The sequence below is a fragment of the Amycolatopsis mediterranei genome (assembly GCF_026017845.1).
In the GTDB taxonomy this organism is placed as follows: Bacteria; Actinomycetota; Actinomycetes; order Mycobacteriales; family Pseudonocardiaceae; genus Amycolatopsis; species Amycolatopsis mediterranei.
On sequence record NZ_CP100416.1, the window covers coordinates 1,592,033 to 1,604,421 of the forward strand.

The window sequence follows — 12,389 nt, forward strand, 5'->3', positions numbered from 1 at the left end:
TCAGCGCTCGCCGTCGAGGTCGATGACGACTTTGACGTCGTCGTCGTTCACCGCGAAGGCGTCGGCCGCCCGGGCCAGCGGCACCCGCCGGGTGACGAGCCCGCCCAGCCAGTCCGGGTCCGCGCGGCCGAGCGCGTCGGCGGCGGCCCGGTAGTGGCGGTGGTTGGCGTTGACCGACCCGATGACGACGTCGTTTTCGAGGACGAGTTCGCGGTTGACGGTCCCGGCGTCCACGGTGAGGCTCCGGCCGGCGGGGGAGACGCCGGTGAGGCAGACGATGCCGTACGCGCCGGTGCCCGCCATCGCGTCGAACACCAGGGAGCCGACGCCGGTGGCCTCGAGGACGATGTCCGGCTCGAGCGACGGCAGCACCTTTTCGACCGGGTCGTGGTGGTAGGTCGCGCCGAGCGCCTCGACGAGCCGGGGCTTGGGGCCGTCGGTCACGCGGTCGAGGACGTGGACGTCGAGGCCGCGCTGCACACCCAGCAGCGCGCCGAGCAGCCCGATCGGGCCCGCGCCGGTGACCAGCACCCGCCGCGGCTCGAACCAGGCGCGTTCCCCGACGCGCTGGATCTGCTCCCACGCCTTCGCGACGACCGTCGTGGGTTCCAGCAGCATGCCGACGTCCCGCAGGCGGGGATCGAGGCGGACCGCGTACTCCGCCTCGACGGTCCACCGTTCGCTGCCGTAGCCGTCGATCTCCTTGATGCCGCGCTCGGTGTAGCGGCCGTTGCGGCACATGTCGAACTCCCCGGCCGCGCACGCGCCGCACGGCACCGGGTCGGGCCGGCGGACGATCCCGACGACCAGGTCGCCCTCGGCGAAGCCGGCGGCCGGGGTGATCACCTGACCGAGTGACTCGTGCCCCAGTACCAAGCGGTCCCGGCCGGGTGGCGCCCAGCCGTATTCGCCGCGGACGATCTCCTTGTCCGTGCCGCACACGCCGAGCGCGAGCCCCCGCACGAGCAACTCGCCCGGCGCGGGCCGCGGCTCGGGCACGGTGCTCACCTGCAGCGATCCCCGCTGTTCCGGCACCACGGTGAGTGCTCGCATGGCCCCGCTCCCTTCCGCGACGGCGTGGCCGCCGGACCGCTCGGTCACGGTTTGACGCCCTTGCGGTCGGCAAAACATGCCTGCGGGTCGCAATGAGCGGGCAAATGCGACGATGCGGTGCAGAAAGGCCGGAGGGAGCCGGCAGCGCGGCCCTCCGGTGGGTTCAGCCGGCGGCGACGATCCGCCACCGCTGGTTGGTGCTGCTGCTGTCGCCGTACTGGCCGAGGTCGGTGCCGCTGCCGGTGCGGCCCATGCCGTCGAGGTATTCCCCGGTGCTGCTGTTGCGGATGCGGACGTTGTTCGCGTCGGTCACCACCGACCACAGCTGGTTGGCGCTGCCGCTCGCGGCGTACTGGCTCACCACGGCGCCGTTGGTGGTGCGGCCCGCACCGTCCAGGTAGAGGCCGGTGGCGCGGTTCTTGATGCGCACGCGGTTGCCGGCGTTCTCGACGACCCACTGCTGGTCGTAGCGGGCGGGGTCGCCGCCGGCCTGGCCGGTGCCGGAGCCGCTGGCGGTGCGCCCCAGCCCGTCGACGTACAGCCCGGTGGCGGCGTTGACGATCCGGACGTACGTGCCGCCTCCGTCGCCCAGGCCCCACGCGTACCGCAGCCGGGTCAGCCCGCTGGGGTTCGACAGCGTCAGCTTGATGCCCGCACCGGTGCCCGCCTTGGTCGTCAAGCTGTACCAGTCGCCGTCGCGCAGGCCCGGCCAGTACACGCTGCCCAGGCCCAGGCTCCGCAGTTTCGCGCTGACGCCCCGGATGTAGTCGGCGAAGAACGATCCGCTCGGGATGCTGTAGTCGAGGGTGTCGTAGTGCACGCCGTTCTTGCTGCCGGGCGACATCGGGCCGCCCCACTCGGTGACGACGGTCCGGTCGGCGTACGCCCCGATGTAGCCGCCGATGTGGTCGGCCCACTCGGTTTCGCTTTCGTAGCCGGCGAAGAACGAGTAGTCGTGGGCCGCCAGCAGCGTCCCGTCGAGCCGCCGGTCGCTGCCGACCGCGGGCACGTTCTGGGCGTCCCCGGTGCCGTCGAGGATCACCCGGTCGCGGGGCACGCCGGGGTAGCGGTTCAGCCAGGCATAGTAGAAGTTGTCGAGGTCGCCCGCGCTGTAGGCGTACGGCTCGTTGATGACCTCGAAGTAGGCGTTCGGGTTGCTGCCGTACTTGGCGACGACGGTGTCCCACATCTGCTGGAACCGGCCCGTGTCCGTCGGCTTGCCACCGGTGTAGGCCCAGTACGCCAGGATCACCTTGCCCTTGGCGAGCGCGGTGTCGATCGCCCCGGTGTAGGTGCCCCAGTAGCCGGAGACCGTCGGTTCGTTGATCGGCATCCGGACGGTGTTGCCCCCGGTGATCGAGTACAGCTGGCCGACGACCTGGTTCGCCGTGGCGGCGGCCGAGGAGTACGTGTCCGAGGCACCGAGCCCGGAGACGTACAGCACGCCGTTGACGAAGTTGTCCCGCGCGTCGGCCCAGTTGACGCCCTTGAGCCCGGCCGTGGACGCTTGGGCCTGCGACGGGACGGCGGTCAGCAGCCCACCGGCGAGCGCGGACAGCGCCAAGAACCGGACTGCCGTGGACAGCGTCCTGCGAAGCACGGAATGGGTCGGTCTCATCGGCTCGTTCCTCCCGGATCCTGCGCAGCCGGAAATGGTCGAGACACTGGTTAACACCCGGCCCGGGCAAGCGGCCAGGGTTCCGAAGCGAACCGTTCAGGATCGGTCAGAAAAGAACACCGCCGTGCCGCATTGAACAGGACGCTGCCCGTTCAATGCGGCACGGCGGATCGCGGTCAGCCGAAGTTCACGTCACTGCACCACATGTACGTCTGGTCCTGGTGCGAAGCCTGCCAGATCGTGAAGACGACGTGGTGTCCGCGGTAACCACCGTTGGTCTGGACGGTGAAGGTGATGTCCTTCGCCGGGGCGTAGCGGCCGGTCTGCGTGACCTGGTCGAGGTTGCCCCAGCCGAGGGGCTGGGTGGTGGGGTCGTAGCCGTTCTTGCTGACGTAGACCCGGATGAAGTCGGCGCCGTGGCTGGCCTGGTCGTAGAGGTGCATCGAGAAGGTGCTGCCGATGCTGGTGGTGCGCCACGGGCCGGGGGTGTTGAGGGAGTTGTTGCGCGCCAAGCCGTTGCTGCACAGCTGCCCGTCCGGCGTCACGCCCTGGAAGTTGCCGTGCAGCCCGTCCCGCAGGGCGCTCATCCAGTTCCACATGGTGTCGGCGTTGGCCTGGAAAGCCGCCCAGCACATGGGATCCTGCTGCTGCATGGCGGGGTTCGTGTGCTGGCTGCCCCAGTCCTTCCAGCACTGGTAGGCCCGGGTGGCGGGATCGACGATGGTCCCGTGCGCCGAAGCGGCGGGCACCCCGACGAACAAACCGGCCAGCCCGGCGATGACCAGGGCGAGCAGGCCTCGCCGTCCGGTGCCGGACCCGGAGAAGTTGCGCCTACGCATGGATGAGCCTCCATTCTCGGATGATCGAGCGGTGGTGGTTCATGTGGGAGCGCTCCCAGGGTGGCAGCAGCTTATCCCCGATCCGGACAAACTTCAACCAAACGCCGGACCGGAATCGTGGTTATTCCCCACCGTTTCCGCTTTCGAAAAGAACGGATTTCCGGCCGAAACTTTCGGAGTCCGTTCGCCGGCGACCCTGAGCCGAAGCCGGGGGTACGCCCGGGGGTTTCCCCGATTGTCCGCGGCAGCGCACGCGAAGAGACTCTGCCGCATGCGTTCTTCCGCTTTCGCGTTCCTCGCCGCCCCGCTCTGCCTGGGCCTCTACGGTGTCATCAGGATCTTGGACGGCTTGGACGGCAGCCGCGGCCCGGGGCTCGCCTGGACCGCCGGTCACTTGGTCTTCCTCGTGGGGCTGGGGTTCTTCGCCCACGCCTTCCGGACCATGTGGACGATCGCCGGCCGTGGCCGCCTCGCCACCGCCGGGTTCCTCGCCGGGCTCGCCGGCGAGCTGGCCGTCGGCGTCCAGTTCGGCATCGACCTCGTGGTCGGGTTCGGATCCGCCGACCGCGCCGGGATGGACGCGTCCTTCGCCCGGATCCAGGACGTGCCGGGAGTCGACGCGGCGTTCTACAGCTACGGGCCGCTGCTGTTCTTCGCCGGCCAGCTCGTCCTGGTCACGCTCCTCGCCCTCCGGCGGAGGGTGAAGCCGTGGGCGCCGGTGCTGGTCCTCGCCGAGATCGTCCTGCCCCTGCTCGACAAGGACTTCATCCCGCTGGGCGCCGCGCTCCTGCTCGTCGCCTTCGCCCCGCTCCTCCGCGGCGCCGTACCACAGTCCACTTCGGACCCGGTCGGCTCCGGCCGTCAGGGCCGGGGTGACGTCGGTTCCCGGTAGCCGCTCGCCTGCACCTCGAACAGCCGGCGCCGTGCGCGTCGGCGCGGGAACCCCTCCGCCGAGGGGCTCCCGCGCCGGGCGGTCAGCCCTTGGCGGTCAGCTCGAGCAGCCGGCCGGTGAGGTCGAGGTGTTCCTCGATGCTGCCGGTCAGGTAGGTGAGGTCCACGAACGTGTGGTCCGGGTTCACCAGCTCGACGATCCGGGTGACCGACTCGGCGATGGTCTCCGCGTCCGTGCCGGGGTCGGGGTTCACCCGCAGCGCCACCCCCAGCGCCTGCGGGTCGCGGCCGGCCTGCTCGGCGTCGGCGCGGAGCTTGGCCAGGGTCGAGGTGATCACGTCCGCGGGGAACTGCTCGGGCACCGACCAGACCGGGAGCCAGCCGTCGGCTCGCTCGGCGACCCGGCGCAGCGACTTCTCGCCGAAGCCGGCCAGGTGGATCGGCGGCTTGCGCACGGGCTTCAGGGCAACGTCGGACTCCGCGATCTTGTAGCCGACACCCTCGTGGGTCACGGTGTCCTTCGTCCACCACGTCTCGAGCAGGTCGAGCAGGTCGTCGAGCCGCTTGCCGCGCTCGGACATCGGCACGCCGACCGCGTCGTACTCGTCGGGGGACCAGCCGATGCCCAGCCCCGGGAGCAGCCGGCCGTTGCTCGCGACGTCGAGGCTGGTCAGCAGCCGGGCGAAGTTGGCGGGCTGGTACTGCGTCGCGTTGATGGTGCTGGAACCGAGCACCGCGGTTTCGGTCACCGCCGCGGCGACGGCCAGCGCGACGAACGGGTCCTGCGCGGTGTGGAACTCCTCGGGCATGGTGTCGTAGCCCGGGTACGGCACCACCGGCGCGACCGGCGACAGCAGCCGGTCACCCACCCAGAGACTGGCCGCGCCGGCCCGTTCCGCCTCGCGCGCGTACCGCGCGATCCCGCCCGGCGTGGCCGCCGCCTTGCCGAACACCGGAAGGCTGAAACCCAGTGGCATTGCTTCTCCCCTGAAGAGTGAACGGACTCGTTCGGTCCTCATGCCACTACTACTCGCATCTAGTTGCTCCTTCAAGCACTTCCGGTCGCCGGCCCAGTTGTCCCCGTGCCGGCGGTGCGGTTCGCCGAGGCGCTCGAACCGGCCTGGCGCCGGGAAACGGGGTTCCGGCGTCCGGCGGGCCCGCCCGGCACCTGGCAAACTGTTCACCCACGATCGAGGGGAGCTGACGCCGGTGGCCCGTCTTCATGTCGGCTGCGCGATGTGGTCCCACAAGGCGTGGCCCGGGCGGTTCCTGCCGCAGTCGCTGCCGGCGAAGGAACGGCTGCGGGCCTACGCCGGCTGGTGCAACGCGGTCGAAGGCAACACCACCTTCTACGCGACTCCGGCCCGGGCGACCGTCGAAACCTGGGCGCAGCAGACCGATCCCGGCTTCCGGTTCGTGGTCAAGCTGCCCAAGGTCGTCACGCACGAGCGCCGGCTCGCCGGGGTCGAAGCCGAGATGCGGGCGTTCCTGGACGCGATCGAACCCCTCGGCGAGCGGGCGGTCCTGTGGACCCAGCTGCCCGGTTCGTTCGGCCCCGCGGACGTCGACGCCCTCGGCCGCTTCCTGCGCCGGCTCCCCGCCGGCAACCGGCGCGCCGTGGAGGTGCGCCACCCCGGGTTCTTCACCGACGCCGGCTCGACGTCGCTGCTGGAGGAGACGCTCGCCGGCGCGCACGCCGAGTGGGTGCCGTTCGACACCACGGTCTTCTTCCGGCGCCCGCCGGAGAGCGAGGTCGAACGCGAAACCTGGACCATGAAACCGCGGCTGCCGCGGCGGACGCGGGCCCTGACCGACCGGCCGGTCGTCCGCTACCTGGGCCGGGACTCGGCCGAGGAGACGATCGAGGGGTGGCGGCCGTGGACGGCGGTGGTCGCGGGCTGGCTGCGCGAGGGCCGGTCGCCGACGGTGTTCGTGCACACCCCCGACAACAACGACGCTCCGGCACTCGCCCGCCGGTTCCACGACGACGTGCGCGCGCTGGTGCCCGGACTCGACCCCCTGCCCGAGCCGGCGCCGGTCGAGCCCGCGACCCTGTTCTGACGCCCTCGAGCCGGTCAGTGCCGGTTGGTCAGGCGGCCGTAGATCTCCCGGGGCTTCTTGGCCCAGCGCCAGAGCTTGGTGGCGAAGACGGCCTCGAGTTCCGTCCGGTACTCGTCGCGCTCGGCTGCCGTGCGGGCCAGCTCGGCTCGGAGGTGCCCGAGCTGTTCGTCGAGCAGGCCGGCGTGGTGGGTGGCCGCCTTGGCGGACTCCTGCGCTTCGGCGCGCGCCGCCAGCGCGGCGGCGAGGTCGTACTCGAGTTCGCCGCCCAAGGAGTCGCGGTGGCGGGCATGGGTGACCGGGACGGTGAAGTCCTTGTCACGCGGGTCGAAGGACACCGCGATGAGGCCGTCGCCGCTGACGGATTCGCCGACCGTGTGCTCGGCGATGACGTGCGCGCCGGCGTCGAGCAGGAGCCGCAGGGCGTTCTGGTGGGTGAGCGGGTCGCCGGAGATGGTGTAGTGGTGGGTGGAGACGACCAGGAACCGCACCCGCCCGGCCTCGAGGTCGCCGCGGGCGCGGGCGAGCAGGACCGTCTCGGCCCCCTGGACGTCGGCCAGGACGAGGTCGGCCCGGTCCAGGCCGGTTTCGGCCAGCAGTGAGGCCAGGTCGTACTGGGGGACGTGGTGCACCTGCCCGTCGCTCTCGGCCTCGAAGGCCAGTGGCTCGCCGGGGGCGTCGCCGAGGGCGCCCCGGACGAACCGGATGCGGTCTTCGCAGTCGTTGAGCGCGGCGTTGCGGCGGCCGACGTCGATCCAGGCGGGGTCCGGCTCGAGGCCGACGACCCGGCCGGTGGGGATGGTGTGGCAGAACCAGAGGCCGTAGTAGGTCCAGAAGCTGCCGAACTCGATCATGGCGGGCGCCCCGCCGTCGGCGGCCAGGCGTTCGAGAATCCGGTGGAAGACGATCTCTTCCTGCGGTTCGTGGTGGCCGCGCAGGGCCCGGATGATCTCGGACATCCAGGCGCCGTAGTACCCGCCCTCCTCGACGAGCAGGCCGTTGTGCATGACCTGCACGCGGCCGCCCTCGTGGTCGCGGCACGCCCCCGCGTCGGCGACCTTCGGGATGCCGTCGGCGTCGATGCAGGCCACGGTGGCCAGCATCCGGCCGGCCAGCGCCGGATCGCATCCCGTGACGTCGGGAACCAGCCGCTCCACAGCACCTCCAAGACGGGGGAATCGACGGTGGGAGCGTAGGGCCTCCCGGCCGGCGGCCCGCGTCTGCCCGCCGGGTCCTCGAGAGATCGGATCGTTACACAACTTCGGGTGGGGGTCGGACGTCTTGTGGTCGTGAGAATGATCCGCATCGCCGGACTCGGCCTGGTGGCCCTGCTGCTGGCGGCATGTAGTGGAGAGACCGGCACCGTGGGGGCTGCGCAACCGGCCGGCGCGATCGGAGCGGCCGGAGCGCCCGGGACGGCGACCGTACCCGGGGTGCCGGCCGCGACTGTGGCGTTCGGGGGCGGGGACCAGCTGAGCCCCAAGGACCCGATCGTCGTCAAGGCGTCCGGTGGCACGTTGCAGGCGGTCGCGGTGACGAACCCGCAGACCGGCAACGCCGTCAAGGGCGAGCTCTCGCCGGACAAGACGACGTGGACCAGCTCGGACCGCCTCCGCTACGCGTCCACCTACCAGGTGGTCGCCACCGCGGTGAACCAGGCGGGCGCGGCGAGCGAGCAGCGCGGGGAAGTGCACACGGTCAAGCCGGCCGGGGTCGCGACCCCGGCGCTCTTCCAGTCGGCGTCGGGTGATTTCGGCGTCGGCCTGATCATCGGCCTGAAGTTCGACCACGACATCACCGACAAGGCCACGGTGGAGAAGTCCTTCAAGGTGACGTCCTCGCCCGCCCAGGAGGGCGGCTGGTACTGGGTCGGCAAGCGCGAGGTGCACTTCCGGCCCAAGGACTACTGGAAGGCCGGCTCGACAGTGAAGCTCGAGACCACGACCTTCGGCACGCCGATCGGCGGCGGCCTGTACGGCGGCCAGGACGTCTCGGCCACCTACAAGGTGCACGACTCCTGGATCGCCAAGGCGGACGGCAAGACGCACCAGATCAAGGCGTTCCACAACGGCCAGCTGGTGCGGACCGCGCCGACCAGCATGGGCAAGACCGCCGACACCCCGCCGCGGGGCGCGACCCCGACCTTCAACGGCACGCACACCGTGCTGGGGAAGGAGGACCACAAGATCATGGACTCCTGCACCTACGGCGTGTGCGAAGGCGACCCCGGTTACTACAGCGCACCGGAGAACTGGAACGTCCGCATCTCCAACGACGGCGAATACCTGCACGAGAACCTGAAGACGGTCAGTGTGCAGGGCAGCGACAACGTCTCCAACGGCTGCCTCAACATGAACACCGACAACGCCAAGTGGTTCTTCGACACTTTCAACGTCGGCGACGTGGTCGAGGTCACCAACTCGGGCGGCCCGCAGCTGGCCATCAACAACGGCCACGGCGACTGGGCCATCAGCTGGGCGGCCTGGCAGGCCGGGAGCGCCCTGCACGGCTGAGTTCGGCCGGAGTCCGGCTGAAGGACGCTCTTCGGCGCGGGTGGGTGAAGCTCGGAACGAGCCTCACCCACCCGGACGAGCGTCAGCCGGTTCGGGACGCACGGTGTGCGCACGTGCCGGTGCCCGCGGGCCGGGAAGGCCGGCGGTGCGGGCGGGAGCAGTTCGCGCAGGACGTAGCCGCACTTCTCCGCCACCCGGCAGGAGGCCGGGTTGTCCTCCGCGTGCAGCAGGTCGAGCCGGGTCAACCGGACGACGTCCTGCGTGTGCAGCGCCCAGTGCGACGTGGTCTCCAGGGCCCGGGTGGCGATGCCCCGCCCCCGGGCCTGCGCCGCTGTCCAGTAGCCGGCTTCGGCCACGCCGGCGGTCACCACCTTGATGCCCACGTGGCCGAGGGGCGTCCGGTCGTCGTCCTCGGCCACCACCGCGAAACCGAACCGGGTCGCGGACTTCCGGCCGGCGGCCTGGGCGTCGAGCCACCGCCGGGCCTCGGCTTCGTCGGCCAGGGCGGTGGTCAGCCGCCGGCGCAGCACCGGATCGCGATGGGCCGCGACCAGTGCCGGGAGGTCGTCCGGCCGCCACGGGCGCAAGCGCAGGGCGGGCTCGGACCCGGTCCGCGGTACGGTCAAGGTGATCGTCACGTCGTCCATTTTTGCGCGGCGCGGCTCGCGGGGATCACCATCGACGGTGGGGGAAGTCGCAAATTGCGGGCGAAGGACCACGGCAGCACCAAGGTGAAACTGGGCGGCCGCTTCCACCGGCTCTTCGCCGCCACGCTCGTTTCGGCCACCGGCACCGGCATGCACGCGGCCGCGCTGCCCCTGCTGGTCCTGCAGATCACCAGTAGCCCGGTGGCGTTGAGCCTGGTCGTCGTGGCCGTCGAGCTTCCCTGGGTGCTGGTTTCGCTGTACGCCGGTGTCGTGGTCGATCGACTCGACCGCAGGCGGGTGATGGTGTGGGCGGACGCCGGTCGGTTCGCGGTCCTGGCCGCTCTCGTGGTCCTGATCCTGACTTCGCGGGTGAACCTGGTGTGGCTGGTGCTCGCGGCCTTCGCCCTCGGCGTGGGGCAGGTCTTCTTCGACCTCGCGGCTCAGTCGGCGGTTCCCGATTTCGTGTCACGAGACCCTCGGCACCTGTCCACTGCGAACGGGCGGATCGCCGCGGCGGAAAGCAACGGCGAGGACTTCGTGGGGCCGCCGCTGGGCTCCGCGTTGTTCGGGGTGTGGAACGTCCTGCCGTTCGCGGGCAACGCACTCTCGTTCGCGGCCAGCGGTGTGCTGATCCGGTCGATCCGGGCCGACGGCACGACCGAAGTGCCGTCCGGCACCCTACGCAAAAGCGCGCGGCTGGAAATCGTCGAAGGTATCCGGTGGCTGCTCGGAAACCGCACCCTGCGGGCACTGGCCGTGATCACCTGCCTCAGCAACGTCGTCGCCTCGGCTCAGTTCGCGATGCTGGCCCTGCTGGCCAAGCAGGTTCTCCGGCTTCCGGACGTCGGTTTCGGCTTGTTGCTGACGGCCACCGCGGTGGGGGCGACGGCCGGCGGGCTGGCGGCCTCGGCCGTCAGCAAGCGATTCGGCCCGGGTGCGGTGCTGCTCGCGGGCAAAGGCGGCGTGGGGGTGGCCGTTCTGGGGCTGGGGCTGGTCGCCGATGTGTGGGTTGCGGCGTTCATGATGATGGCCACCGGCGCGCTGACGACCGCGCAGAACGTCGTCGTCAGCACACTCCGCCAGCAGATCGTGCCCCGCCGCCTCTTGGGCAGGGTGCTCTCGTCGAGCCGGATGGTGGTGATGATCGGGGGCCCGATCGGCGCGGCCCTCAGTGGCATCCTCGCCGACGCGTTCGGCGTCCGGATCCCGTACGTGGCCGGAGGGGTTTTCCTGATCCTGCTGACGCTGGTGGCCTATCCCCGGCTGAACAACCGCGCGCTGGCGAGCGCCACGGAAGCATCGGCCGTGCGGACGGGAGAGCCCGGATAGGCACTCCGGCCGGGGGTCAGAGTGCCGGCTTGCCCGGCTGGTAGAGCCAGGTCTGGAAGAACGAGTCGAGGTTGCGGTGGGTCAGCCGCTCGACGAACTGGATGAATTGCCGCGTCGAGACGTTGCCGTACCGGTGCAGCGTCGGCCACAGCGTGAGCACCTCGAAGAACGCGCGATCGCCGATCTTCATCCGCAGCGCCTGCAGGGTCATCGCGCCGCGGTTGTAGACCAGGTCGTTGAAGATGTTGTCACGGCCGGGGTCGGCGACTGCGCCGGTCCAATCCTTCTCGTCGGTGTAGGTCTTCGCGAAGGTCTGCTGCACCGGGACGCCGTTGAACTTCTCCTGGTAGAGCCACTCGGAGTAGGTCGCGAAGCCTTCGTTGAGCCAGATGTCCGACCAGTGCACCGGGGTGAGGCTGTCGCCGAACCACTGGTGGCCGAGTTCGTGGGCGAGCAGGTCGCCGTCGACGTCGCTGGTGTCCTGGTCGTAGACCGGCCGGCTCTGGGTCTCGAGGGCGTAGTGGACGCCGACGTCGGCGAGGATGCCGCCGGTCGAGTCGAACGGGTACGGCCCGTACACCGAGGATTCCCATTGGACGACCTGCGCCGTGGTCTGGTTGAACACCTGTCCCTGCCCGGGCTTGGTGTCGATCGACTGGCCGATCGCGGTGATGTTCGGCAGGCCGCCGGCCGTCACGCCGCGGGTGACGTCGTAGTGGCCGATCGCGAGCATGCTCAGCTCGCTGGCCATCGGCCGGTTCATGGACCAGCGGAAGGTCGTCTGGTGGTCGCGGGTGGTGTTGGGCCCGGGTTCGCCGTTGGCCAGCACGGTGAGCCCGGCCGGCACGGTGATGGTCTGGGTGTAGGTCGCTTTGTCGTCGGTGGTGTCGTTCACCGGGTAGTAGGTCGCCGCGCCGATGGGCTGGTTGAGCGCGACCGCGCCGTCCTTGGTGGCGACCCAGCCGGAGAGGCCCAGCGCCGGGTCGTCGATCTTCTGCGGGACGCCGGCGTAGCTCACCGAGACGACGAACGGGCTGCCCTTCCGCAGGCCGGACGGCGGGGTGATCACCAGCTCCTGGGCGCCGCTGCGGGTGAAGGCGGCGTTGCGGCCGTTCACCGAGAGCCTGCTGATCGTCAGCGGTCCCTGGAAGTCCAGGTCGAAGCGGGAGAGGTCCTGGGTGGCCGTGGCGAGGATCGTCGTGGTCGCGTCGATCGCGCCGGTGCCGGGGTCGAACGCCAGCCGGATGTCGTAGTGGCCGACGTCGTAGCCGCCGTTGCCCATGTCGGGGAAGTACGGATCCCCGGCGCCGGGTGCACCGGGGGTGAACCGTGGCGCTGGGACCGCCTCCGCTGCCGGGCTCGTCGCGGCCAGCAGACCGGCGGACAGCGCACAGGAGATGATCACCCGGTGACCACGGCTACGGTTGACGCCTCGCATGGG

10 protein-coding genes and 1 pseudogene are annotated in these 12,389 nt (G+C 70.7%); 4 read left to right on the top strand and 7 right to left on the bottom strand.

Annotation, left to right across the window (positions count from 1 at the left end):
- The 3 genes from ISP_RS07625 to ISP_RS07635 form a co-directional block, all read right to left on the bottom strand.
- Nucleotides 1–1,053 carry a glucose 1-dehydrogenase gene (locus tag ISP_RS07625; protein WP_013223306.1) on the bottom strand — a complete coding sequence of 351 codons (1,053 nt, stop codon included), beginning with the start codon at nucleotides 1,051–1,053 and terminating at the stop codon, nucleotides 1–3.
- A gap of 163 nt (nucleotides 1,054–1,216) precedes the next feature.
- The gene (locus ISP_RS07630) at nucleotides 1,217–2,671 is read right to left on the bottom strand and encodes an RICIN domain-containing protein (RefSeq protein ID WP_013223307.1); all 1,455 of its coding nucleotides are present in this window, start codon (nucleotides 2,669–2,671) and stop codon (nucleotides 1,217–1,219) included.
- Between the two features lie 176 nt (nucleotides 2,672–2,847).
- Entirely contained in the window at nucleotides 2,848–3,510 is a 663-nt protein-coding gene (locus tag ISP_RS07635) for a lytic polysaccharide monooxygenase auxiliary activity family 9 protein (RefSeq protein WP_013223308.1), read from the bottom strand.
- Nucleotides 3,511–3,781: 271 nt separating this feature from the next.
- Between ISP_RS07635 and ISP_RS07640 the strand changes: the two genes are divergently transcribed.
- Entirely contained in the window at nucleotides 3,782–4,402 is a 621-nt protein-coding gene (locus ISP_RS07640; RefSeq protein ID WP_013223309.1) for a hypothetical protein, read from the top strand.
- Between the two features lie 82 nt (nucleotides 4,403–4,484).
- On the opposite strand, the gene ISP_RS07645 is transcribed toward ISP_RS07640, so the two are convergent.
- Nucleotides 4,485–5,378: a TIGR03619 family F420-dependent LLM class oxidoreductase gene (locus ISP_RS07645; RefSeq protein WP_013223310.1), complete on the bottom strand. Its 894-nt coding sequence runs from the start codon at nucleotides 5,376–5,378 to the stop codon at nucleotides 4,485–4,487.
- A 259-nt stretch (nucleotides 5,379–5,637) separates the two neighbouring features.
- On the opposite strand from ISP_RS07645, the gene ISP_RS07650 reads away from it, so the two are divergent.
- Nucleotides 5,638–6,462 carry a DUF72 domain-containing protein gene (locus ISP_RS07650; protein WP_014466665.1) on the top strand — a complete coding sequence of 275 codons (825 nt, stop codon included), beginning with the start codon at nucleotides 5,638–5,640 and terminating at the stop codon, nucleotides 6,460–6,462.
- A 14-nt stretch (nucleotides 6,463–6,476) separates the two neighbouring features.
- Here ISP_RS07650 and ISP_RS07655 read toward each other — a convergent pair whose 3' ends face one another.
- Nucleotides 6,477–7,616: an FkbM family methyltransferase gene (locus ISP_RS07655; RefSeq protein WP_013223312.1), complete on the bottom strand. Its 1,140-nt coding sequence runs from the start codon at nucleotides 7,614–7,616 to the stop codon at nucleotides 6,477–6,479.
- 138 nt (nucleotides 7,617–7,754) lie between these two features.
- Here ISP_RS07655 and ISP_RS07660 point away from each other — a divergent pair, with 138 nt between their 5' ends.
- The gene (locus tag ISP_RS07660) at nucleotides 7,755–8,972 is read left to right on the top strand and encodes a L,D-transpeptidase (RefSeq protein WP_013223313.1); all 1,218 of its coding nucleotides are present in this window, start codon (nucleotides 7,755–7,757) and stop codon (nucleotides 8,970–8,972) included.
- A gap of 233 nt (nucleotides 8,973–9,205) precedes the next feature.
- On the opposite strand, the pseudogene ISP_RS48245 reads toward ISP_RS07660, so the two are convergent.
- A pseudogene (locus tag ISP_RS48245) lies at nucleotides 9,206–9,619 on the bottom strand (GNAT family N-acetyltransferase); the annotation flags it as partial.
- Here ISP_RS48245 and ISP_RS07665 point away from each other — a divergent pair.
- Entirely contained in the window at nucleotides 9,512–10,948 is a 1,437-nt protein-coding gene (locus ISP_RS07665) for an MFS transporter (protein WP_350602417.1), read from the top strand. The pseudogene ISP_RS48245 and the gene ISP_RS07665 overlap by 108 nt on opposite strands.
- A gap of 16 nt (nucleotides 10,949–10,964) precedes the next feature.
- On the opposite strand, the gene ISP_RS07670 is transcribed toward ISP_RS07665, so the two are convergent.
- Nucleotides 10,965–12,386, bottom strand: coding sequence for a M1 family metallopeptidase (locus tag ISP_RS07670; RefSeq protein WP_230468728.1), 1,422 nt, complete (start codon nucleotides 12,384–12,386; stop codon nucleotides 10,965–10,967).
- Nucleotides 12,387–12,389 lie beyond the last annotated feature (3 nt).